The following is a 21,964-nucleotide window of genomic DNA, read 5'->3' on the forward strand; positions in this document are numbered from 1 at the left end:
GTCGGTGGATGCACCGCTCGCGGCAATCTAGGCGTTGACGGAGACCGCTGGAAGTCCGCCTAGGCGACAGCCGGCGTCTCCGAGGGCGAAGGCTCGCGCGGCGCCTTCGGCGACGGCCCGAAGCGATTGTCGCCGGGCGTCCCCTCCAGCAAGCCGAAGTCGATGAAGACCCAGAGCAAGACAAGGATGCCGACAACGTCGCTCGTCAGCGAGAGAGACCGCGGGAAACCGACCATGGCTTCGATACGCCCCGCCAGTTCACTACCGAGCAGCAGCAGCGCCCACCAGGCCGACCGGTTACGGTCATGCATGCGTTTGGCGAGCAGCGCATAGCTCGGCCAGACAGTCAGCAGCGTCAATATCCAGGAACGGTGCTCGGTCAAATCGAGACCAAGCAGCCGCTCTAGGAGCACAAAGAGGGTCGCGGCGACCACCAACAACCCGATCCAGTAGATCCAAAGATCGCGACGACGGAGGCGACCCTGGAAGCTCAGCATCGTCTGGGTGAAGGTCACAGAAGTTCTCCTAGGCCACGAAACCGAGAAGAAAACTTCTCTTACGCGAACTCAACCAGAATCTCATCCGCCGCGACCGGGTCGCCGCCCTTGGCGTTGACCGCCTTGACCACGCCGTCTCGCTCGGCGCGGATGATGTTCTGCATCTTCATGGCTTCGAGCACGCAGACCACCTCGCCCTCGCGGACCTGCTGACCGGCGGTGACGTCCATCGAGACCACCAGACCCGGCATGGGGGACAACACCAGCTTGGAGGTGTCGGCCGCCTGCTTCTCGGGCAGCTTGTCGTGCAGCTCGGCCGAGCGCGGGGTCAGCACCAGCACGCGGGTCTTGGCGGCGCGGTGGCGGATGGTGAAGCCCTCGGCGGCCGGGGCGGCCTGGACGGTGAAGGCCACGCCGTTCAGCACGGCCTTGAACACCGGCTTGCCCGGACGCCAGTCGATGTCGGTCAGGAACAGGGTGCGGCCTTCGTCGAGCAGCTCGACAGCCACCGCGCCGTCCTCGCCGGCGACCTTGACCTGCCGGCGCACGTCGCCGATCGCCACAACCCACGCGTCGCGGGCCTCGCCGATCAGGCCGGACTCATAGCTGCGGGCCCGGGTCGCGTAGACCCGCTGCATCGCCGCGCCGACGGCGGTCAGGATGTCGAGCTGGAGAGCCGTCGGGGTCGTGCCGTTGAAGCCTTCCGGGAACTCGTCCTTGATGTAGCTGGTCGCCAGCTTGCCCGACCGGAAGCGCGCCTCGTCCATCACGGCGGCCAGGAACGGGATGTTCTGGCCCAGGCCCTCGATGTGGAAGTCCTCCAGCGCCCGGCCCATGCCGTCGATGGCGGCCAGGCGCGTCGGCGCCCAGGTGCAGAGCTTGGAGATCATCGGATCGTAGAACATCGAGATCTCGTCGCCCTCACGGACGCCGGCGTCGTTGCGGACCTTGTAGCCGTCCTTCTCGCCTTCGGCCGGCGGGTCGTAGCGCACCAGGCGGCCAATGCTGGGCAGGAACTTGCGGTACGGGTCTTCGGCGTAGATGCGGCTTTCGATGGCCCAGCCGTTGATCGAGAGGTCCGACTGGCCAAAGGCCATCTTCTCCCCATAGGCCGAGCGGATCATCTGCTCGACCAAGTCCAGGCCCGTGATCAGTTCGGTGACCGGGTGCTCGACCTGCAGGCGGGTGTTCATCTCCAGGAAGAAGAAGCTCTTGTCCTGGCCGGCGACGAACTCGACCGTGCCGGCTGAGTCATAGTTCACGGCCTTGGCCAGGGCGACGGCCTGGGCGCCCATGGCGTTGCGGGTGGCCTCGTCCAGCAGCGGGCTGGGGGCCTCCTCGATGACCTTCTGGTTGCGGCGCTGGATCGAGCACTCGCGCTCGAACAGGTGGACGACATTGCCGTGCTTGTCGCCCAGCACCTGGATCTCGATGTGGCGCGGGCTCTCGATGAACTTCTCGATGAAGATGCGGTCATCGCCAAAGCTGGCCTTGGCCTCGGCGCGGACGGCCGGGAAGCCTTCCTCGACGTCCTGGCGGGTCCAGGCCACGCGGATGCCCTTGCCGCCGCCGCCGGCCGACGCCTTGATCATCACCGGATAGCCGATCTCCTCGGAGATCTTCACGGCCTCGGCGGTGTCGGCGATCTCGCCGATATGGCCCGGCACGCAGGAGACGCCCGCGGCCTGGGCGAACTTCTTGCTCTCGATCTTGTCGCCCATGGCGCTGATGGCGCCGGGGTTGGGACCGATGAAGACGATCCCCTCGTCGGCGCAGCGCTGGGCGAAGCCGGCGTTCTCGGACAGAAAGCCAAAGCCGGGGTGCACGGCCTGCGCGCCCGTCTGCTTGCACGCGGCGATGATCTTGTCGGCGACGAGGTAGGATTGATTGGCCGGCGAGGCGCCGATGTGCACGGTCTCGTCGGCCATCTCCACGGCCAGGCTGCCCGCGTCAGCGTCGGAGTAGACGACCACCGTCTTGATCCCCAGACGACGGCAGGTCTTGATCACCCGGACTGCGATCTCGCCACGGTTGGCGATCAGGATCTTCGAGAACATCGGCAACTTCCGCCCGCAGTTTTTTGTGCTTTGCAGCATGGCCTATCAGGCCCCGCCGGGTTTGCAAGCTTGCCCTTACGGCGCTAAACCGGACCAAAGGCATGACACCGGTTACCTAACACAGGGTCCGAGATGGTCGCCATCGGGAGGAGACGGTCGTCATGAAGTCGATGTTCCTGGGCTCGACCTGCGCCCTGGCCCTGGCCAGCGCCGCCAACGCCGCCAACGCCGCGCCGGCCGGTGATCCGGCGCTTCTCTTCCGGCTTTCGGGCGACAAGGGTCTGGTGGCCGACATCGCCGCCGGCGATCCCATTCCGAACTTCGCCGACAAGGTCACCCTGATCGAGGGCAGGACCGGCCAGGGCTTCCGCGCCGCCGATGATGGCGTCGTCTCGTGGAACGCGCCCGGCAATATCCAGGCCCAGCGGGGGACCCTCGCCTTCTTCTGGAAGTCCGGCTACCCGGTCGGCGTCGCGCCGTTCGTGATCTTCCGCGTCGGTTACGCCGACCACTCCAGCTGGGACATGGCGTTCCTGCGCATCGACTGGAACGGCCAGGGCTTCGACGCCTTCGTCACCGACAATGGCCTCTCGCGCACCCGCGTGTCGTTCAAGGTCGACAAGGCCCCCGCCCCCGACGCTTGGACGCATCTGGCCTTCACCTGGGACGAGACCACCGGCGTCCAGCTCTTTGTCGACGGCAAGCTGGCGGCGAAAAAGGAGACCAAGGCCGCCTATGACTCCGGCCTCGACCAGTTCGGGGTCGCCGGTCGCGTGATCGCGCCGCACCAGGTGCAGAGCCGCTACAACTTCACGCGCGGCGGCGATCTGGACGAGCTGCGGGTCTATGACCGCCCGCTGGCCGCAGACGCCATCGCCGCCCTGGCCCGCAACGAAACCCCGGCCATCGCAGCGCCCGTCGCCACGCTCGGCGACCCCGCCGTCCGCGCCGCCTGGAAGCAGCGCTATGGCTGGACCAAGACCGCGCCGCCGCTCCTGGCCGACGAGAAGACCACGATCCGCAAGGTCGAGATCGCCGACGCCAAGGACATCAAGCAGTGGATGTGGCGGGCCAATGACGGCATCTCGGAGACCACCTGGCCCGGCGTCTACAACCGCTCGCGCCTGCCCGGCCGCGACGACTATTTCCCGCTGCCGGACTGGAACGTCTATGTCGACGGCGGCAAGGCCCTGACGCTGGCCCTGCCCGACGAGCCGATCAACCGCATCGAGATCCAGGGCCCGGCCTATGGCGATCTCTCCTGGGCCGCCAAGGCGGGCGACAAGGGCGCCGGCGTGGCGAGCCGAGCCAAGGACCAGCAGCGCAGCGTCGCGAGCCTGGACCCGCCGCTGAAGGGCGGCGTCCTGACCTTCACGAACGTCGTGCAGGAAACCCCGATCCAGGAGCTCTGGGCCTATAACGTCTTCGCCGGCGCCGAGCCGAAGGACGCGTTCAAGATGAGCTACACGGTCCGGACCGAGGTGGCGCCGGACTATCTGAACCTGGCCGACCTGAACGCCTACATCGCGGGCCGCCATCCGATGGGCGAGCGCGCCACCGTCGTCGCCATTCCCGAAGGCGCGCCGAACCGGTCGCGCCCCGCCGGCGACCTTACGGCCAAGGGCCTGCCGATCGTCCATGTGCTGATCCCGTCCGGCTTCGGCGATGCGCCGGCGGCCAAGCCGCTGGCTCGCAACTGGGCCTATGGCTGGGAGAACGCCCGCGACGGCCTGGACGGCGTCGCGCTCGACATCCCCGCCCTGCCCGGCGCGGCCGGGACGATCATACCCCTGAACATCCAGCTGAAGGACCCGATCTGGCCGGGCCGCAACATGATCGACGTCAGCGTCTCGGTGAAGGCCGGCGAGGCCCGCACCGTGTGGCTGGACCTGCGCGACCGCATCCTGACCGCCGACAGCCTCTACCTGACCCTGGCCGCCGACAGCGCCGAGTTTGGTCCCAAGGCCCTGGACGGCGCCAAGATCCGTCTGGTGCTGAAAGACCGCGACCAGGCCAAGGTCGAACACATCCAAGACCGCCTGAACCAGGTGAAGGACAACTGGGCCTTCCTGGTGGAGGAGCACACCACCTCCAAGCGCCAGGGCCTCTATCGCCGCCTCTACGCCGACATCTCCGACCTGCTGCGCGTCGATCCCGACAACCCGATCGGCCGCGAATACTGGGGCGACATCACCTATGGCAGCCAGGGATGGCCGGCGTTCGAGCAGCCCAAGCCCAGGGACGACACGCCGCTGTGGGCCTTCCGCCAACTGGAAGACCTCAAGCTGGTCTCCAAGTTCATCACCTGGTGGATCGACGAGCGGCAGGCCGACTTCGGCGACTTCGGCGGCGGCCTTTCGGACGACAGCGACCTTCTGCAGCAATGGCCCGGCGTGGCCTTGATGGGCGTGCAGCCCGACAAGATCACCCACTCGCTGAACCGGCTGACCGACGCGGTCTACAAGAACGGCATGTTCACGGACGGCCTGTCGACCATCGCGACCGACGAACTCCACGCCTATGAGGAGGGCATCAACTCCAACGCCGAGGCGATGTACGTCAACTACGGCGATCCGCTGGCGGTCGAGCGCCTGTTCACGACGGTAAAGGCCCTGCCCCGCATCGTCGACCAGAACCCGGCCGGCCATGTGCACTTCAACACCAACTGGTACAGCGGCAAGATCTCGTATCGCGAGGGCCCGTGGGAGTGGCAGAAGCCCTATTCGTTCGGCGTCACCCATCCTTCGATCCTGATCGCCGACTACAATGGCGACGCCACGGCCAAGGCCACGGTGCTGGGCCTGGCCGACAGCTATCTGGCCCACGCCAAGCCCGATGGCTCCCTGCCCAACGAGATCAACTGGCGCAGCGACGCCGAGCGGGGCGGCACGGTGCTGCAGGGCTCGGGCGCGGATGGTCCGTTCCAGCTGTTCTGGTCGGCCTGGCGCCTCTCGGGCGATGCGAAATATCTGGCGCCCATCCACTGGCGGATCGGCAAGAACGGTCTGAAATCGCTGGCGGCGGTCAACGAGAACGCCCTCACCGCGCTGAACCTGGGCGCGCCCAACAAGGGCGCACTGGTCAAGGCCGCCGCCAAGGGCGGTGCGTTCGAGCGCTACGCGGCCTGGACCCTCACGGGTGACAAGACCCTTCTGGAGGACCTCTACGCCGACGAGATCCAGTGGAACGCCCAGCATATGTACATGCACACCGAGGGCCACTGGTGGTCGGACCGCGTGGAGCTGCCGTCCGATTTTCTGCAACGCACTCGCCTGGGCGGAATCGCCAACAAGCGCGGCCAGATGAACCCGGGCCATACGGTGTCCTGGCGCTTCGACGGCGCTGACGGCACGGATGTGGCCCTGCTGGTCAAGGACGCGACCAGGAGCGGCTTCAAGGTCATCGCCTACAACACCACCGACAAGCCGGTGACGGCGACCATGACCGGCTGGAATGTCACGCCCGGCCAGTGGCGCCTGACCCAGGGTCTGGACGCCAACGGCGACGACGCGATCGACGGCCCCGGCGAAGCGCGCACGGTCGCCTTCGAGCGCAGCCTGGGGACCAGGATCGTCCTGCCCCCGCGCCAGACGACGATCCTCGACATGAGCCTGACCAAGGCGGGCGATGACCCGGCTCAGCGCGCGGATCTGGGCGTGGGTCGCGGCGATGTCACGGTGAAAGGCTCGACGGTCACCGCCAGGGTTCACAGCCTGGGCGCCCAGGATACGGCCACCGCCAGACTCGACCTGGTCGATCAAGCGGGCAAGGTGCTGAACACCGCCGCGATCCCGTCCCTGAAGGCGCCGCGCGACTTGCTGCCCAAGACCGCTTCGGTGAAGCTGAAGATCCCTGCGGGCGCAAAGGCTTCGGGCCTGCGGGTCCGCATCGTCTCCAGCCAGCCTCAGAACACCGCCCTGAACGACGAGGTCGTGCTGCCATGAACAAGACGCTTGCCGTGATCACCGCCGCCCTGACCCTGTCCGGCGGATACGCCTTCGCCCAGACTGCGCCGGCGCCGGCGCCCGCTCCAGCCTATTCCAGCCGCGTGGTCACCCTGGCCGAGGCGAAATCGATCGTCGCCGCCGCCGAGGCCGAGGCGCGCAAGAACGGCTGGTCCATGACCTTCGTCGTGGTCGAGTCCAACGGCCAGCCAGTGCTGCTCGAAAAGATGGACGGTACCCAGTACGGCTCCACCGACGTGGCGATGAAGAAGGCGCAGACCGCCGCCAACTTCCGCCGCCCGACCCTGGTGTTCCAGGACGCCGTGAAGAGCGGCACGCTGAATGCGATCTTCACCGGCGCCATGGCCGTGGAGGGCGGCGAGCTGCTGCTGGCCGACGGCAAGATCGTCGGCGCCATCGGCGTCTCCGGCGGCACGTCGGCCCAGGACGGTGTGGTGGCGCGCGCGGGTCAGACGGCGATCAAGTAGCGCCTCCTCCAAATCAATCACCTCTGTGTCATCCCGGCCATAGCGCGCAGCGCGGAAAGCCGGGACCCAGGGGGTGTCGAAACGCCGTGCGCGCGGCTCCTGGGTCCCCGATCGCCTCTACGAGGCGTCCGGCATGACACGTGTTTCGATCTTGTGGGAATGGCGCTGGGGTAACCTCTAAGCCGAAAACTCCCGCGCGAACATCGCCTCGTACTCCGCGATCAGCGCTTCCTGTTCGGGCGCCACCAGCCGCGCCACGGCCGCCGCGAAGGTCACCGGCGCCAGGCCCGAGGCGCTGACCAGCTTGCCATCGGTCACCGCTTTGGGCGTATCGACATAGTGCTCGGCGCCCGCATAGCCGGGGACCACGCCCTCCAGCCAGTCCTTGCCGTTAGAGGTGTGCTGGCGGCCGGCGAACAGGCCGGCCCGCGCCAGGGCCGTGGTGCCGGCGCAGATGCCCGCCACCGGCTTGCCGTCGGCCAGGGCCTGGCGGATCAGCGCGCTGATCGCCGGATTTTCGCCCTCGCTCCACGTCTCGCTGCCCACGAGGATGAATAGGTCGGCGTCGCTGAGCACCGGATCGTCGAACCGATAGTCGGCCGCCGCCAGTACGCCGCCGATCGAGGTCTCCGGATCGCCGGTGGGCGTGGCGATCTCGATCTGCACCTTCAGGTGCTCGCGCAGCAGGGCCAGCACGGCGCCGGCTTCCCAATCGGCCCAGCCCGGCTGCAGAAAGGCGACGGCGACGGTCATGTGGGGCTCCTGGTGCTACCGAAAAGACGCTCAAGCGCTTACACTGGCTTTCATGACAGACGCAGCCACCCTTTCAACCGCCGGCTTTGACCTGACCCCGCCGACCGAGGCAGAACGCGAACGCCTGGAGGCCGACCTGACGGCCGAGGAGGCCCGCGTCCTGCTGCACCACGGCACCGAGGCCCCGTTCTGCGGCGGCCTGCTGGGCGAGAAGAGCCCCGGCGTCTATGGCTGCCGCCTGTGCGGCCTGCCGCTGTTCAAGCACGAGACCAAGTTCGAGAGCGGCACCGGCTGGCCCAGCTTCTACGCGCCGTTCGCCGAAGACCACGTGGTCGGCGTGCGCGACACCTCCTACGGCATGGTCCGCATCGAGACCCGCTGCGCCCGCTGCGACAGCCACCAGGGCCACGTCTTCCCGGACGGCCCCGCGCCGACGCGGCTGCGCTACTGCATCAACTCGGTGTCGCTGCAGTTCGTGAAGGCGGGCGATCCCCTGCCCGATCCGCTGCATCGGGGCGATGCGATCCCATAGCCCCTGGGAGCCGCCCTCGCCCGGAGTTTGTCCTCGAGCCGACCTCCGGTCGGTCCCGGGGGACAGGCTAAGGGTGAGGACGAGTGTGATCTCAGCGCGCTCAGAATCCTCATCCTGAGCTTGTCGAAGGACGAGGATTTCCATCCGGAGAGACCGCGAACACGCCCGTGACCCAAGGGGAAGTTTGACGGCGAGCCTCTTTCGACATCCCCTCTGCCAAAAGCTCGATGATGAGCGACAGCGGAGGGAACATGTCCAAAGCGGCTTCAGCGCCCCTGGCCCTGCTGGGCGCGGCGGGATCGCCCTATACCCGCAAGATGCTGGCGCTGTTGCGCTTTCGGCGCATCCCGCACGCCATCCACTGGGGCAGCCATCGCAATCCGCCGCCGGGCCTGCCCGCGCCGAAGGTCAAGCTGCTGCCCACCTTCTATTTCCCCACCGCCGACGGCTTCGAGGCGGTGACCGACTCCACGCCGATCATCCGCCGCCTGGAGCGCGAGCACGCCGGCCGCTCGGTGATCCCGGACGATCCGGCCCTCGCCTTCCTCAACGACCTGATCGAGGACTATGCCGACGAGTGGCTGACCAAGGCCATGTTCCATTTCCGCTGGGCGCACGCGGCCGACATTGAGAACGCCGGGCCGATGCTGATCTTCTGGCATGACCCCACCCTGCCCGGCCCGATCGCCGAGGCGGCGGCGCGCGAGATCTCCAGGCGCCAGATCGACCGCCTCTATGTGGTGGGCTCCAACCCGACCACCGCCGCCACCATAGAGGCCAGCTACGCCCGCTTCGTCGAGGTGCTGGACGGCCTGATCGAGCGGCAAGGCTATGTGCTGGGCGCGCGCCCCTCGGCGGCGGACTTCGCGATCCAGGGTCAGCTGTCGCAACTGGCGATCATCGAACCCACCTCGGCGGCGATCACCGTCCAACGCTCGCGCCGGGTCCGCGCCTGGCTGGACCGGGTCGAGGACCTGTCAGGCCTGGAACCCGACGTGATGCACTGGGCTTCGCGGGCCGATCTCACAGCCACTCTGCGGCCGCTGTTGAGCGAGATCGGCCGGGTCTATGCGCCGTTCCTGCTGGCCAACGCCAAGGCCGCGATGGACGGCGCCGAAACGGTCGATGCGGTGATCGACGGCCGCCCCTGGACCCAGCCGACCTTCCCCTACCAGGCCAAGTGCCTGATGGCGCTGCGGCAGGCCTACGGGGCGCTGTCGGCCGCTGACCGCACGGCGGCGGACGCGGTGTTGGCGGGGACGGGGTGCGAGGCGTTGTTTGGGGCGGGGTGAGGGGGGAGCTAACAGCTTTCCTTAAATCCTACTCAATTGATATGAATTGAGCGCAATCCCCGCCCCGCCTTAGAGATCGCTCATCAGCGCTCAACCTCCGGCGGACCACAATGCCCCTCCCCAACCGAGACGCCACGCCGCCGATCCTGATCGTGCCGGGCCTCTACAATTCGGGTCCTGACCACTGGCAAACGCACTGGGAGCGAGCCTTGCCCAACGCCGAGCGCGTCGAGCAACAGGACTGGGAGCGCCCGCTGCTGGGCGACTGGACCATCAGCCTGGCCGAGGCCGTGCGGCAGCGGCCCGGCGCGATTCTGGTGGCCCACAGCCTGGGCTGCGCGCTGGTGGCCCACTTCGCCCAGGTGACGGGCGGACGCGGCGTCGCCGGGGCCATGCTGGTGGCGCCGGCCGACGTCAATCGCGAGGGACCGGCCGGCCGCCTGCTGGTCGGTTTCTCGCCGATCCCGCGTCAGCGCCTGCCGTTCCCCAGCCTGGTGGTGGCCAGTCGCAACGACCCCTATGTCGAGATCGACCGCGCCGAGGCCTTCGCGCGCGGCTGGCGCTCGCGGTTCGTCGACCTGGGCCGGGCGGGCCATATCAATGTCGACTCCGGCCACGGCGCCTGGCCCAAGGGCCGCGCCCTGCTGAAGGGCCTGATCCATCAGGTCGAGGCGGCCGACACGCCTAGACGTTCGCCCGCAGCAGGCCCCCTGGCGTCAGGGCGCGTGGCGTAAAGCGCGTCTCGCGGATCGCGCCCTTGAAATAGTCGACCTTGTTCATCCGCGCGCCGACCGACGATCGCCCCGGCCCTTGCGGCTTGAAGGCGATCTCGGCCTCGCCCTGCAGCTGGCCGTCGACAAAGGCGCGATAGGTCTTGCCGTCATAGCTCTGGGCCACCCAGTACCACTTGCCGACCGGGAACAGCTTGTCCTGGAACAGCAGGGTGTGCTTGTAGCCCGGCCCGGTGGTGAAGGCGTCCAGGGCCCAGGCCTCGCCGGTCACCCGGATCTCGAACAGCATGCGCGTGACCGAGGGCGGCGCGCCGGGCGTGGGGTCTTCCTCGTTCAGATGGAACCAGCGCTGGGCGAACACCCCGCCGTCGGGGCGGAACAGGGCCTCGAAGGTGAACTGGCCCATGCCGGCCAGCGGGTGGCGGTCGATCACCAGCCGGTCGTCGACGCCGTCGAACAGCACGGCCTTGCCGTACGGGCTGTCGATCAGCTGCGGTTCGCCCTCGACCGTGGTCCTGGCCCCGCCGATGTCGGTGAGACGATCGAACACCCAGCGGGTCTGGTCGGGCGCGTCCTTCAGCGGCTTGGGCCGGCGGCCCATGGCCAAGACCCCGCTCCCACCCGACAGCGCGCCCAACCCGCCAAGCACGGCGCGACGGCCGACGACGCGCAAGCCCGCGCGGGCGCTGTTGGATGTGGTCATGACGTCTCCTCCCGGGGGCGCTTGATGACACCGGTATCAGGGCTGATGCTGGAGCGAGGTCCGGGCTTTTTCAAGCCGAAACCGGGTTCGTCCGTCTGGAAGATAAAAGGAGTTGGTGCGGGCGGTCGGGGTCGAACCGACACTCCTTTCGGAACCGGATTTTGAGTCCGGCGCGTCTACCAGTTTCACCACGCCCGCACGTCTTCGCCGGAGCGAAGGGTCGTCTTCCTAGCAGGCGTTCGCGGCGAATTCCAGAGGCGCGATGGACGGTTTAGCATTGCTCCACACGGAGATTCCCGATGCCCAAGCCCGGCCCCCGCAATCTGATCACCGACGTGCCTGGCCTGAAGGTTGGCTGCGTCGAGGATGAGGCCGTCCGCACCGGCGTCACGGTGGTGCTGTGTCCGGAAGCCTGGACCGCCGCCGTCGACGTGCGCGGGGGCGGCCCGGCCGTTCGCGAGACCGATACCCTGCGGCCCGAGAACAGCTTCTCCAAAGCGCACGCGATCTGCTTTTCGGGCGGATCGGTGTTCGGGCTCGGCGCGGCCGACGGCGTGGCCTCGGCCCTGTCGAACCGCGACGTGGGCGTGCGGATCACGGCGGGAACGCCCGCCATCCCGATCGTGCCCGCCGCCTGCCTGCACGACCTCTCCAACGGCGGCGACAAGGCCTGGGGCCTGACCCCGCCCTATCGCGCCCTGGGCGTGCGCGCGGTCGAGGCGGCGGGCGAAGACTTTCCGTTGGGGCCCGTCGGCGCGGGGCGCGGGGCGATAGCGGGGCTGCGACCGGGCGGGCTGGGCTCGGCCTCGCTCGACCTGGGCGACGGGCTGATCGTGGCGGCCCTGGTGGCGGCCAATCCCGTGGGCTCGGCCTATATGGCCGATGGCGAGACCTTCTGGGCCTGGCCGTTCGAGATCGACGGCGAGTTCGGCGGGCGCCGCCCGGGGACCATGGCGCCGGCGATCGAGCCCCTTCCCGACGATTCGAAGCTGGGCGCGCGCCTTAAGGCCGGCGCCAACACCACCCTGGCCCTGGTGGCCACCACGGCTGACCTGTCGACCGCCGAGGCCCAGCGCATGGCGATGATGGCCCATGACGGCATGGCGCGGGCGGTGCGCCCCTGCCACACGCCCTTCGACGGCGATGTCGTCTTCGCTCTGGCGTCCGGCGCCAGGCCGCTGGGCGCAGATCCCATACGCAGCGTGCTGCGGACCCGGATCGGCTCGGCGGCGGCCGACTGCCTGGCGCGCGCGATGGCGCGGGCGGTCTATGAGAGCAACAAGGGCCGCTAAGGTTTAGGGCGGCGTGATGGTCTCGCCGCCGGCCAGCTGGATGGCGGCGGTCTCCAGGTGATCGAGCAGGCGCTTGAAGGTCGCCACCTCGCTAGGGGCCAGGCCCGCCAGCAGCGTCGCCTCATAGGCCAGAGCAAGGGGCGCGATCTCGGCGAACAGGCGCCGCCCGGCGGCCGTGAGCTCCAGCGTGTGCGACCGCCGATCCGAACGCACCGTAGTGCGAGCCACCAGCCTGCGGACGACCAGTTCCTGGGCGGCGCGACTGACGCGAACCTTGTCCATCGCCGTGCGCGTGACGGCCGTATGCTGGGTCAGCGGCCCCTCCGCCAGCACCGACATCAGCCGCCACTGCGGGATGGTCAGACCGAAACGATCTTCGTAGGCGCGCGCGATCAGACGGCTGACCGCCGCCGACGCCGTCGCCAGACGGTAAGGCACATAGTCCGAGAGACTGACATTGGCTTCGGGCGCCTCGGGCGCGCCAGACGTGATCGGAGAGACCGTTGCGGTCATGTCCCTACCCCTCGACCTCCCAGGCGCGGCCGCCTTCGGAAGGAGCGACCTTTCGCTTGATCCGTTAAGCCCGATCGCCGCCCTGATGGGGACGCCGCCAGTGCTGTCTGTTTGGGCTTCGGCGCCGCTGGAGCTCAATGCTCGTCACGGTTTAAGCCGAAGATGCCTCATGATCGCACGTCACTTGAGCAGAGAATAGTCATCTCGCCTTCCTGAACGGCGATCCGTCAGTGATGGGCGGCGGCGGCGTGCTTGTCCTTGGGCGGCTCGGGGGTCGTCAGCAGCGCCTGCTGGCAGGCGCGCAGTTCGTCGAGGCACGTCTTGCGATTCCAGAAGTCGGAGAACTCGGCGACCGCCAGGCGGAGCAGCTGGATGTGCTCCTTGTACTCCAGCGGCTTGGGCCCTTCGTCGTGAGGGTCGTGCTCGCCATGGTCGGGCTTAGTGTCGGTCAGCAGCACGGTCTGCGAGCCGACGATCGTCACGTTGCGGCTCAAGACCTCGACCCCGGCCTTGGCGGGCGTGGCCTTCGGATCGTCGTGGTGACCACCGCCGGCGTGATCGTGATCCTTGTCGTGCCCCTTGTGGTCATGGCCCTTGCCGTGACCGTGCTTGTCGCCCTTGCCGTGATCGTCCTTCTTGTCCTCGGGACGCTCGCCCTTCATGGCCTTGTTGAGCAACTCGAAGGTCTTGCCGCACGGGCCGCCGAACGCGAGCACCGGGCCTATGCGCAGCTTGACCTCGTCGATCAGGTCCTGGGTCTTGGTGACCAGCTCGCCCGAATGGGCGCTGCTGGCGGCCACGCACTTGGCCTTGATGGTCTCGTGGATGATCTTGGGGGTCTCGGCGTGCTTGTCGCCCTTGTCGCCCCGCCCCGTCAGGCGACCGGCGAAGAAGGCCAGGGCGATGATCGCCAGGCCGGCCAGCACAAGAAGGAAGACCAGCGTCGGATCGAAGACCGGCACAGGTTGATCCACCGGAAATTCTGACTGGTACACCCGACTTCTCCGCCCCACGCGACGCGCCATTTGATGACGCACGATATGGTTAACGCAACAGCGTTACGGATGCACGGCCAAGGTGGCTAGGACGGGCGAGAAATAATGGCGGAGACCCGCGCACCGTGCTCGTAGCGCGACGGGCCGCCATAGACTGCGACCTCGCAGAGGATGTCGCCGCCCTCGCCTGCGGCCCAGATATAGCTGCGCTCGACCTCGACATGACGACCGGCGGGCGAGATGCCCTCGAAGGTGTCGCCCCAGGGAATCACGCCCTTCAGGTCCTGCCAGCGCAGCGTCATGGCGCGCGAGAGCTCGTCGCGCGCCATCGCTTCAAGGTCGGGGTCGGAGGTCGACAGAACCTCAGCCCTCGGCCGTGTCGCGGAAATAGGCCTCGACCTCGCCCTGGAGCTTGATCGTCATCGGATTGCCCTTGCGATCCAGGGTCTTGCCGGCCGCGACCCGCACCCACTTCTCGCTGATGCAGTACTCTTCGACATTGGTCTTCTCGACGCCCTTGAAGCGGATGCCGATGCCGCGTTCCAAAAGGTCAGCATTGTAGTGGGGGCTGTCCGGATTGACGGAGAGGCGGTCGGGGGGCGTGTCGCTCATGGTCTTCAGCTTTCGGTGCGGGCCGCGCGGCCCCTGTCTTGGCCGGGGGTGATAGCCACGAAACGCGCAAAGTCCAAATCTTGAAGAACGGGAGCGCTCCCGATGGAGCGCCCCCGCGACGCTTCAGGTCGTCTGATCGCTCTTGATCGGATCGGCGGCCGAGACCGCGCCGTCATTGTTGGTGTCGTGGGTCACGAACATCCGCCAGCCGGAATAGTCGAACTCGGCCTTGGTGATTCCGCCGCTCTTGTCGGTGTCGAGCACGCCAAAACGAATGTCGGTCTGCCGCATCTGGCGCATCCGTTCCTCGGCCTTCTTCTCCGGCGTCATGTCCGAGGCGGCCAGCTTGGCCTCCAGCCGCGCCTTGAACTCGGCGACGTATTCGGCTTGCGACAGCGCGCCGCTGTTGTCGGTATCGGTCTTGGCGAACTGGATGGCGCGCGTGGCGGCGTACTCGTCCTTGGTGACGACGCTGTCGCCGTTCTGGTCCTGCTCCTTAATGAAGATGTCGCGAGCGTGCGAGGCGGCGTGGGCCGCGCCGGCGATCAGGGACACAGCCACGGCGGCGGTCAGGAGAGTGCGGGTCTTCATGACGGGTCTTTCGCTCAACGGAGGGATTCGAAGGTCAGGGCGTAGGTGAAGCTCTGGCCCGGCTGGCCGGGGGCCCGCGCGGCGACGCGATAGCGCGACTGGATCTGGTAGACGCCCGACTGATCGACCCGGACGGTGAAGCGGCCGCTGGCGTCGCTCTTCAGCGTCCTGGGCGCCGACTTGGTGTCGGCGTAGCGGTCGTCAGCGCCGTGCAGGGTGATCGGCTGGCCGGCCACGGGCTTGCCGTCGAACAGCACCTCGAACACGGCGTCCTGGCCGGTGACGATCTTGCTGGGATGGGTCACGGCCCGGAACTCCAGGCCCTTGCCATGCGGCGCCAAGGCCGCATCGCTGGGCGCGCCGCGCGTGACATAGACGTCGGCCAGGGTCAGGCTCTGCATGTCGATGGCGTCGGCCGGCGCCTTGGAGCCTTCGAAGAACTCCCACTCGCCCTTGACCAAGGCCGCCTTAGCCACGCGGCCGGCGCGCAGACCGGTGGTGATCCGGTAGGTTCCGGGCTTCTCGGTCGCGGCTTCAACCAGAGCCAGTTCGCGCGTGTAGACCGGAACCAGGGCGGTGCGGACGCCGTCCGGCCCGATCACGGCGTAACCGTCGGACTTCATCGCCACCTCGGGCGTGAAGAAGCTCTCGGTGAAGGCCCCCTGCACCGTGACGACCTTGCGGTCGGACGCATCGAACACCGTCGGCAACAGATAGGGCGAATGGGCCTGGGCGGCGGGCCCGAGCACGGCGAGCAGGAGCGCGCCGCCTGTCAGGCCGGCGCGAAACGAACGGATCATTGGACAAACCCCAAGCGCCGCATCGGCTGCGGCGGCTCCGCTTTATTGCGATTGCTTCTGAGAATCAATATTAATTAGCTTGACCTCCCCCCTCGCCGGCTTTAGGCCCCTCGACGCCAGTTGCGAGCTATTCGCATGTTTTAGTGTTTAGAGGGGATCTCGATGTCGCGCCTGAAACTCGCCGCCGTCGCCGCTGCTTCCACCGCCGTTCTGATGGCCACGGCCGCCCGCGCCGACGACGTCAAACCCGAAGCCGACGCCGTCGAGGTCGACAAGGTCACCGTCACCGCAACGCGCTCGGAGAAGGCCCTCTCCAAGGCGCCGGCCAGCGTCACCGTCATCTCCGGCCAAGAGATCGAGGACGGCTTGATCAAGGACATCAAGGACCTGGTCCGCGACGAGCCGGGCGTGTCCGTCCGCAGCGCCCCGGCGCGTTTCACCACCGCCGGCGCCTCGACGGGCCGTGACGGAAACGCCGGTTTCAACATCCGCGGCCTGGAAGGCAACCGCGTGCTGATCGTCGTGGACGGCGTGCGCGTGCCCGACAGCTTCGCCTTCGGCGCCCAGTCGGTCGGTCGTGGCGACCATGTCGACCTCGACACGCTGAAGTCCGTGGAGATCGTCCGGGGCCCCGCCTCGGCGCTGTATGGCTCCGACGGCTTGGCCGGGTCGGTCAGCTTCATCACCAAGGATCCGTCCGACATCGTCAAGGCCGGCAGAAAGTTCGCGGGCCGGGCGCGCGTCGGCTACGCCTCGGCCGATCAGAGCTGGACCGAGAGTGTTCTGCTGGCGGCCCAGTCCGGCCGCTGGGAAGGCCTGCTGACCTATACCCGCCGCGACGGCGAGGGTCAGAAGACCGCCGGGACCAACAATTCGGCCGACACAGACCGCACCACCGCCAATCCGGAGGACAATCAGTCCAACGCCATCCTGGGCAAGCTGATCTACAGCCCCAATGACAACAACCGCATCCGCCTGACGGTCGATCACCTGGACCGCGACGTCGACTGGACGGTGCTCTCGGCGATCGCCAAGCCGCCTCTGGCCGCGACGAGCGTCGTCGGCATGACCGCCTTCGACAAGGTCAAGCGCGACCGCGTCAGCCTCGATCACCGCTTCGACGGCGGCCAGGGCCTGATCGACACGGCGCAAACCACGCTCTACTGGCAAAAGAGTACGACTCGGCAGTTCTCGGCCGAAGACCGCAACACCGCCGCTGACCGCACGCGGGACGCCACGTTCAACAACCGCGTATTTGGCGGCAGCGTCGAACTCCACAGCCGCTTCGACCAGGGCGCGGTGACGCATGACGTGGTCTGGGGCGGCGACGCGTCGATCACGCGCCAGAGCGGCACGCGCGACGGCACGGTTCCGCCCGTCGGCGAGTCGTTCCCGGCCAAGGCCTTCCCGACCACCGACTTCACCCTGGGCGGACTCTACGTCCAGGACGAGATCACGGTCGGTCGCCTGACGCTCTATCCTGCACTGCGCTTCGACTACTACAAGCTCGATCCCAAGGCCGACCCGCTGTTCCACGCCTCGGCCGCCGGCCAGAGCGACTCGCACCTGTCGCCCAAGCTGGGCCTTGTGTGGGAAGCCAGCGACGTCGTCACCGTGTTCGCCAACGCCGCGACGGGCTTCAAGGCCCCGTCGCCCTCGCAGGTGAACACCGGCTTCTCCAATCCGGTCTCAAACTACCAATCGATCTCGAATCCTGACCTCAAGCCGGAAACCAGCCGCACGCTGGAGGCCGGCCTTCGGCTGGCGCAGGGACGCTGGCGAGCCTCGGTGGCCGGCTTCACCGGCGAGTACGACGACTTCATCGAGCAGGTTCAGGTCGGCGGGAACTTCACCGCCGCCAGCCCGGCCGTCTACCAGTATGTGAACCTGTCGGGTGTGACGATCAGCGGCGCGGAAGCCAAGGGCAGCGTCGATCTGGGCGGCGGCTTCACCGCCCGCGCCGGGGTCGCCTACGCCAAGGGCTCGTCGAAGGCGAACGGCGTCACCACGCCCCTGGTCTCGATCGATCCGGTCAAGATCACGGGCGGTGTGGCCTATCGCGCACCGTCGGGACGTTTCGGCGGCGATCTCGCCGTCATTCACGCCGACCGCAAATCGGCCAGCCGCGCGGGCGTCACCTGCGCCGGCGGTTGCTTCATCCCGGCGGCCTTCACCGTCGCCGACGCCACGGCCTGGTGGGCCGTGACCGACACCGTCACCGTGCGTGCAGGCGTCTTCAACCTGACGGACGAGAAATACTGGTGGTGGAGCGACGTCCGCGGCCTCTCGAACACCTCGACGGTCAAGGACGCCTACAGCCAGCCTGGCCGGAACTACAGCGTGTCCCTGGCGCTGAAATTCTGATCAGGCGGAGCGGCGCGCGCGGGCGGGAAGCCGCGCGCGCCGACATCCTTGCGGACAAGCGCCTCCGCCCCTGCTAGCAAGGCGCGGTCACGACATCGGAGTTCGCATGCTGCGTCGCCTCTACGACTGGGTCATGGGCCTAGCCGCCTCCCGTCACGCCTCCAAGAGCCTGTTCGCCGTCTCGTTCGCCGAGAGCTCGTTCTTTCCCATCCCGCCGGATGTGATGCTGGCGCCGATGTGCTTGGCCAAGCCCGAGAAGGCCTGGCGCTACGCCGCGCTCTGCACGCTGGCCTCGGTGCTGGGCGGCGTTCTCGGCTATGCGATCGGCTTCTTCCTGCAGGACCTCGGCATCTGGATGATGAAGGTCACCGGCCACGCCGGCGGGCTGGAAGAATTCCAGTGCTGGTATGGCAAGTACGGTGTCTGGGTGATCCTGGCCAAGGGCCTGACGCCGATCCCCTACAAGCTGGTGACGGTCGCCTCCGGTCTGGCGGCCTTCAGCTTCCCGATGTTCATCATCGCCTCGGTCATCACGCGCGGCGCCCGGTTCTTCCTGGTGGCCTTCGTGGTCAAGAAGTTCGGCCCGGCCCTGCTGCCGGTGATCGAGCGCCGTCTGGCGCTCTTCGCCGGAATTTTGATCGCGCTCCTTGTCATCGGCCTCGCCGCCAGCCACCTCCTGGGCGGAAGTGGAGACGCCGGAGCCTGCGTGGCATGACGAACGACGACCCGAAGGTCGAGAAGGCTGGTCCGATCAGCGGGCTTGAGCCGCAAGCCACGCCCGTGCGCGGCCCGGCGCCGGTCGAGGCGCCCGCGCCGTCGCTCGTGGACCGTACTGTCGACGTCGTGACCCGGCACTGGCCGCTGATCGCGCTGCTGTCGAGCGCGCTTTTGCTGGCCATCGCCCACGCCTTCGAAAAGTTCGGCGGCCTCGCGCCCTGTCACCTGTGCCTGAAGCAACGCGAAGTCTATTGGGTCGCAGGGACGGTCGGTCTGATCGGACTTGTCCTGCAGCGCACGCCGCTCTGGCCGCGTCTTCGTACGCCCGCTCTTTTGCTGTTGGGCGCGATCTTCCTCTACGGCGCGGGCCTGGCGGCCTATCACGCCGGCGCCGAGTGGAAGTGGTGGCCGGGCCCCAAGACCTGCTCGGGCGGCGATGCTGCGGCGGCTTCAAACCTCGAGGCGATGCTGAAGGGCACGGCCGACATCAAGCCCCCGGCCTGCGACAAGGCCGCCTGGGTGTTCCTCGGCCTGTCCATGGCCGGCTGGAACGTGCTGATCTCGCTGAAGCTGGCCGCTTGGTCCTTCCTGGCGGCGTTCCGCAAGTCGGAGACCCTCGCATGAGCCGCGCTGTCCCCCCGCGTCCTGGCGCGGCCGCGTCAAAGGCGCGTCTGGCCGAGATCCTGCGCGTCGACCAGGCCGGCAAGCTGGCGGCCGTCCACATCTATCGCGGCCAGGCGGCGGTCATGCGCGCCGCGCCCGGGCGCGAGCGCATCGCCGACCAACTGCGCGAGATGGAAGGGCACGAGCAGGTCCACCTGACCCGCTTCAACGAACTGCTGACCGAGCGCGGCGTGCGTCCGACCCTGATGTCGCCGATCTGGCGCGCGGCCGCCTTCGCCCTGGGCGCGGGCACCGCCCTGCTGGGCGACAAGGCCGCCCATGCCTGCACCGAGGCCGTCGAGACGGTGATCGAAAAGCACTATGCGGGCCAGATCGAGGAACTGAAGGATCGCGACCCCGCGCTGGCCGCCGAACTCAGCCAATTCCGCGACGACGAACTGGCTCACCGCGACCTCGCGGTCGAGGAAGGCGCGCACGAGGCGACGGCCTACCCGCTTCTGACGACGGTCATCCAGGCCGGCTGCCGGGCGGCGATCAAGATCAGCGAGAAGATCTGACGCGCCCCGCGCGCGTTTCGACTCCATTTTCTTGGCCGGATGCTTGGCGTCTCGGGCGCGCGCGCCTACCGATACCCTCCTGATCGTCCGGGTTGGGGAGTCGTTCATTGTCGCGCCGTATCCGCGTTATCGCCGCCTGCGCGGTTTCCGTCTTGGCGCTCGTCGCCACCGGAGCCTCTGCGGAGAGCCTTAAGACCAGCCCACTCAGCCTCGAGACCGGCGGCGCCATGCCCGCCGAGCAACAGGCGCTGGCGTTCGATCACGCCGATCTGAAGCTGAAGATCCTGCCTGAGAAGAAGGCCATCGAGGGCGAGGCCACCCTCACCTTCACGGCCCGGTCGCGGCTCGACAAGCTGGTGGTCGACTTCGATCGCGTCTTTACGATCCGCAAGCTGACGATCGACGGCAAGGCGCTCAAGCCTGACGCCTGGAGCAACCCGGAGGGCCGGCTCACCGTCACCCTGCCCCGGAAGGTGGCCAAGGGTCGGTCGGTGACCCTGGTGATCACCTATGACGGCGTTCCCCACGAGGCCAAGCGCGCGCCCTGGGACGGCGGCTTTGTCTGGGGCAAGACCGAGACCGGCGAGCCGTGGATCGCCACGGCGGTGCAAGGCGACGGCTGCGACCTCTTCTGGCCCTGCATCGACTATCCGACCGGTGAGCCCAAGCTGGTGGACCTGCATATCACCGTGCCCGCTCCGCTGGTGGCTCCCGCCAACGGCGCCTTCAAGGGCATGACCGAGAAGGACGGCTGGCGCACCTATCACTGGCGGGCGCGCAACCCCAACACCTACGCCATCGCGCTGAACGTCGGTCCCTACGAGGAGCTGACCGGCGTCTATAAGAGCCGGTTCGGCGACAGCATTCCCATGTCGTACTGGCACCTGAAGGGCCGCGCCGAGAAGGCCAAGGGCCTGTTCGCCGAGTTCACGCCGATGGTCGACTTCTTCGAGCAGATGATCGGCCCCTACCCGTTCCGGGACGAGAAGATCGGCGTCGTCGAGACCCCGCACCTGGGCATGGAGCACCAGACCATCAACGCCTACGGCAACGAGTACCGGCTCGACGGCTATGGCTTTGACTGGCTGCTGCAGCACGAGTTCGCGCACGAGTGGTTCGGCAACCAACTCACCAACGCCGACAACGACGACATGTGGCTGCACGAGGGGTTCGGCACCTACATGCAGCCGCTCTACTCGCAGTGGCTGCACGGCGACATGGAGTATATGAGCCGGCTGAACACCCAGCGCCTGGCCGTGCGCAACAAGTTCCCGATCGTCTCGGGCCGTCCGCTCAAGGAGGACGCCGTCTACAATGGCGATCGCGGGCCGGGGAACGACATCTACTACAAGGCCTCGAACGTCCTTCACACGCTGCGCACGCTGATCGGCGACGAGGCGTTCTTCAGGATCACGCGGATCGCCGTCTATGGCCGCGATGATCCGAAGCCCGGCAACTTCAAGCCGCGCCACCTGGGCACGAAAGACTTCGTGAAGATCGTCAATCAGGTGACCGGCAAGGACTATGGCTGGTTCTTCGACGTCTATCTCTACGACGCCGCAGCCCCCGAACTGGTCGAGACCCGCGAGGGCGTCGATCTGGTGCTGACGTGGAAGACCGCCGGCGACAAGCCCTTCCCGATGCCGGTGGAGGTGAAGGTCGGCGATCGGACCATCACGCTCGCCATGACGGGCGGAACGGACCGGGTGAGCGTGGGCGACGCCACGCCGGTGATCATCGATCCGGCGTCCAAGGTCCTGCGGCGACAGCCCTATGTCGAGGCCTATCAGGCCTGGAGAGCCGCCGCCGACAAGGCGGCCGCCGAGGCCCGCAAGAAGGCCGCAGAGGAGAAGGCGGCGGCGGAGAAGAAGTAGTCTTCAGCGCAGGCGGACGGGTCTGGTG

At 67.7% G+C, this 21,964-nt stretch carries 20 protein-coding genes, 1 tRNA gene and 2 pseudogenes; 11 read left to right on the forward strand and 12 right to left on the reverse strand.

Annotated features, from left to right (window positions below; all coding sequences use genetic code 11):
- Positions 1-59: 59 nt before the first annotated feature.
- Entirely contained in the window at positions 60-515 is a 456-nt protein-coding gene (locus OVA11_RS14325; RefSeq protein WP_268067991.1) for a DUF805 domain-containing protein, read from the reverse strand.
- 41 nt (positions 516-556) lie between these two features.
- A complete protein-coding gene (locus tag OVA11_RS14330) occupies positions 557-2,554 on the reverse strand; it encodes an acetyl-CoA carboxylase biotin carboxylase subunit (protein WP_268067992.1) in 1,998 nt (665 codons plus the stop codon).
- Positions 2,555-2,577: 23 nt separating this feature from the next.
- Here OVA11_RS14330 and OVA11_RS14335 point away from each other — a divergent pair.
- Both OVA11_RS14335 and OVA11_RS14340 read left to right on the forward strand, forming a co-directional pair.
- Positions 2,578-6,498, forward strand: a pseudogene (locus OVA11_RS14335) (LamG-like jellyroll fold domain-containing protein).
- Positions 6,495-6,986 (forward strand): GlcG/HbpS family heme-binding protein, encoded by a 492-nt coding sequence (locus OVA11_RS14340; protein ID WP_268067993.1) that lies wholly within the window; start codon positions 6,495-6,497, stop codon positions 6,984-6,986. The pseudogene OVA11_RS14335 and the gene OVA11_RS14340 overlap by 4 nt, the downstream one beginning before the upstream one ends.
- A 177-nt stretch (positions 6,987-7,163) precedes the next feature.
- On the opposite strand, the gene OVA11_RS14345 is transcribed toward OVA11_RS14340, so the two are convergent.
- Positions 7,164-7,739, reverse strand: a complete 576-nt coding sequence (locus OVA11_RS14345; RefSeq protein ID WP_268067994.1) for a type 1 glutamine amidotransferase family protein — start codon at positions 7,737-7,739, stop codon at positions 7,164-7,166.
- 52 nt (positions 7,740-7,791) lie between these two features.
- On the opposite strand from OVA11_RS14345, the gene msrB reads away from it, so the two are divergent.
- Complete coding sequence (gene msrB / locus OVA11_RS14350; RefSeq protein ID WP_268067995.1) at positions 7,792-8,271, forward strand: peptide-methionine (R)-S-oxide reductase MsrB; 480 nt, start codon at positions 7,792-7,794, stop codon at positions 8,269-8,271.
- Between the two features lie 70 nt (positions 8,272-8,341).
- On the opposite strand, the pseudogene OVA11_RS19860 reads toward msrB, so the two are convergent.
- Positions 8,342-8,415: pseudogene (locus OVA11_RS19860) on the reverse strand (hypothetical protein); the annotation flags it as partial.
- An 83-nt stretch (positions 8,416-8,498) separates the two neighbouring features.
- Between OVA11_RS19860 and OVA11_RS14355 the strand changes: the two are divergent.
- The gene (locus OVA11_RS14355) at positions 8,499-9,563 is read left to right on the forward strand and encodes a glutathione S-transferase family protein (protein WP_268067996.1); all 1,065 of its coding nucleotides are present in this window, start codon (positions 8,499-8,501) and stop codon (positions 9,561-9,563) included.
- Between the two features lie 110 nt (positions 9,564-9,673).
- The gene (locus tag OVA11_RS14360) at positions 9,674-10,297 is read left to right on the forward strand and encodes an alpha/beta hydrolase (RefSeq protein WP_268067997.1); all 624 of its coding nucleotides are present in this window, start codon (positions 9,674-9,676) and stop codon (positions 10,295-10,297) included.
- On the opposite strand, the gene OVA11_RS14365 is transcribed toward OVA11_RS14360, so the two are convergent.
- Both OVA11_RS14365 and OVA11_RS14370 read right to left on the reverse strand, forming a co-directional pair.
- A complete protein-coding gene (locus OVA11_RS14365) occupies positions 10,248-10,997 on the reverse strand; it encodes a LamG-like jellyroll fold domain-containing protein (protein ID WP_268067998.1) in 750 nt (249 codons plus the stop codon). The genes OVA11_RS14360 and OVA11_RS14365 overlap by 50 nt on opposite strands.
- A 113-nt stretch (positions 10,998-11,110) precedes the next feature.
- Positions 11,111-11,195: transfer RNA gene (locus OVA11_RS14370), tRNA-Leu, on the reverse strand.
- A 101-nt stretch (positions 11,196-11,296) separates the two neighbouring features.
- Between OVA11_RS14370 and OVA11_RS14375 the strand changes: the two genes are divergently transcribed.
- A complete protein-coding gene (locus OVA11_RS14375; RefSeq protein ID WP_268067999.1) occupies positions 11,297-12,289 on the forward strand; it encodes a P1 family peptidase in 993 nt (330 codons plus the stop codon).
- Positions 12,290-12,292: 3 nt separating this feature from the next.
- Here the strand turns inward: OVA11_RS14375 and OVA11_RS14380 are convergent, their stop codons facing one another.
- From OVA11_RS14380 to OVA11_RS14405, 6 genes are all read right to left on the reverse strand, one after another.
- Positions 12,293-12,802, reverse strand: a complete 510-nt coding sequence (locus OVA11_RS14380; protein ID WP_268068000.1) for a MarR family winged helix-turn-helix transcriptional regulator — start codon at positions 12,800-12,802, stop codon at positions 12,293-12,295.
- Between the two features lie 227 nt (positions 12,803-13,029).
- Entirely contained in the window at positions 13,030-13,815 is a 786-nt protein-coding gene (locus tag OVA11_RS14385) for a hypothetical protein (protein WP_268068001.1), read from the reverse strand.
- 68 nt (positions 13,816-13,883) lie between these two features.
- Positions 13,884-14,126, reverse strand: coding sequence for a hypothetical protein (locus OVA11_RS14390; RefSeq protein ID WP_268068002.1), 243 nt, complete (start codon positions 14,124-14,126; stop codon positions 13,884-13,886).
- A gap of 34 nt (positions 14,127-14,160) precedes the next feature.
- Positions 14,161-14,409, reverse strand: coding sequence for a DUF3297 family protein (locus OVA11_RS14395; RefSeq protein WP_268068003.1), 249 nt, complete (start codon positions 14,407-14,409; stop codon positions 14,161-14,163).
- 123 nt (positions 14,410-14,532) lie between these two features.
- A complete protein-coding gene (locus OVA11_RS14400; protein ID WP_268068004.1) occupies positions 14,533-15,018 on the reverse strand; it encodes a hypothetical protein in 486 nt (161 codons plus the stop codon).
- Positions 15,015-15,800, reverse strand: coding sequence for a DUF4198 domain-containing protein (locus OVA11_RS14405; protein ID WP_268068005.1), 786 nt, complete (start codon positions 15,798-15,800; stop codon positions 15,015-15,017). Before OVA11_RS14405 ends, OVA11_RS14400 begins: the two co-directional genes overlap by 4 nt.
- A gap of 162 nt (positions 15,801-15,962) precedes the next feature.
- Between OVA11_RS14405 and OVA11_RS14410 the strand changes: the two genes are divergently transcribed.
- From OVA11_RS14410 to OVA11_RS14430, 5 genes are all read left to right on the forward strand, one after another.
- The gene (locus OVA11_RS14410; protein ID WP_268068006.1) at positions 15,963-18,164 is read left to right on the forward strand and encodes a TonB-dependent hemoglobin/transferrin/lactoferrin family receptor; all 2,202 of its coding nucleotides are present in this window, start codon (positions 15,963-15,965) and stop codon (positions 18,162-18,164) included.
- 106 nt (positions 18,165-18,270) lie between these two features.
- Entirely contained in the window at positions 18,271-18,879 is a 609-nt protein-coding gene (locus OVA11_RS14415) for a YqaA family protein (protein ID WP_268068007.1), read from the forward strand.
- Positions 18,876-19,505, forward strand: coding sequence for a disulfide bond formation protein B (locus tag OVA11_RS14420; protein ID WP_268068008.1), 630 nt, complete (start codon positions 18,876-18,878; stop codon positions 19,503-19,505). The genes OVA11_RS14415 and OVA11_RS14420 overlap by 4 nt, the downstream gene beginning before the upstream one ends.
- Complete coding sequence (locus OVA11_RS14425) at positions 19,502-20,062, forward strand: demethoxyubiquinone hydroxylase family protein (protein WP_268068009.1); 561 nt, start codon at positions 19,502-19,504, stop codon at positions 20,060-20,062. The genes OVA11_RS14420 and OVA11_RS14425 overlap by 4 nt, the downstream gene beginning before the upstream one ends.
- Positions 20,063-20,154: 92 nt before the next feature.
- The gene (locus OVA11_RS14430; RefSeq protein ID WP_268068010.1) at positions 20,155-21,936 is read left to right on the forward strand and encodes a M1 family metallopeptidase; all 1,782 of its coding nucleotides are present in this window, start codon (positions 20,155-20,157) and stop codon (positions 21,934-21,936) included.
- Positions 21,937-21,964: the final 28 nt, after the last annotated feature.

Source organism: Caulobacter sp. SL161 (assembly GCF_026672375.1).
GTDB lineage: Bacteria > Pseudomonadota > Alphaproteobacteria > Caulobacterales > Caulobacteraceae > Caulobacter.

Excerpts from the sequence above, each read along its gene's own strand:
- OVA11_RS14330 (WP_268067992.1), bottom strand. The coding sequence starts at position 2,554 with ATGTTCTCGAAGATCCTGATCGCCAACCGTGGCGAGATCGCAGTCCGG.
- OVA11_RS14340 (WP_268067993.1), top strand. The coding sequence starts at position 6,495 with ATGAACAAGACGCTTGCCGTGATCACCGCCGCCCTGACCCTGTCCGGC.
- OVA11_RS14345 (WP_268067994.1), bottom strand. The coding sequence starts at position 7,739 with ATGACCGTCGCCGTCGCCTTTCTGCAGCCGGGCTGGGCCGATTGGGAA.
- msrB (WP_268067995.1), top strand. The coding sequence starts at position 7,792 with ATGACAGACGCAGCCACCCTTTCAACCGCCGGCTTTGACCTGACCCCG.
- OVA11_RS14355 (WP_268067996.1), top strand. The coding sequence starts at position 8,499 with ATGATGAGCGACAGCGGAGGGAACATGTCCAAAGCGGCTTCAGCGCCC.
- OVA11_RS14360 (WP_268067997.1), top strand. The coding sequence starts at position 9,674 with ATGCCCCTCCCCAACCGAGACGCCACGCCGCCGATCCTGATCGTGCCG.
- OVA11_RS14365 (WP_268067998.1), bottom strand. The coding sequence starts at position 10,997 with ATGACCACATCCAACAGCGCCCGCGCGGGCTTGCGCGTCGTCGGCCGT.
- OVA11_RS14375 (WP_268067999.1), top strand. The coding sequence starts at position 11,297 with ATGCCCAAGCCCGGCCCCCGCAATCTGATCACCGACGTGCCTGGCCTG.
- OVA11_RS14380 (WP_268068000.1), bottom strand. The coding sequence starts at position 12,802 with ATGACCGCAACGGTCTCTCCGATCACGTCTGGCGCGCCCGAGGCGCCC.
- OVA11_RS14390 (WP_268068002.1), bottom strand. The coding sequence starts at position 14,126 with ATGGCGCGCGACGAGCTCTCGCGCGCCATGACGCTGCGCTGGCAGGAC.
- OVA11_RS14395 (WP_268068003.1), bottom strand. The coding sequence starts at position 14,409 with ATGAGCGACACGCCCCCCGACCGCCTCTCCGTCAATCCGGACAGCCCC.
- OVA11_RS14405 (WP_268068005.1), bottom strand. The coding sequence starts at position 15,800 with ATGATCCGTTCGTTTCGCGCCGGCCTGACAGGCGGCGCGCTCCTGCTC.
- OVA11_RS14410 (WP_268068006.1), top strand. The coding sequence starts at position 15,963 with ATGTCGCGCCTGAAACTCGCCGCCGTCGCCGCTGCTTCCACCGCCGTT.
- OVA11_RS14415 (WP_268068007.1), top strand. The coding sequence starts at position 18,271 with ATGCTGCGTCGCCTCTACGACTGGGTCATGGGCCTAGCCGCCTCCCGT.
- OVA11_RS14420 (WP_268068008.1), top strand. The coding sequence starts at position 18,876 with ATGACGAACGACGACCCGAAGGTCGAGAAGGCTGGTCCGATCAGCGGG.
- OVA11_RS14425 (WP_268068009.1), top strand. The coding sequence starts at position 19,502 with ATGAGCCGCGCTGTCCCCCCGCGTCCTGGCGCGGCCGCGTCAAAGGCG.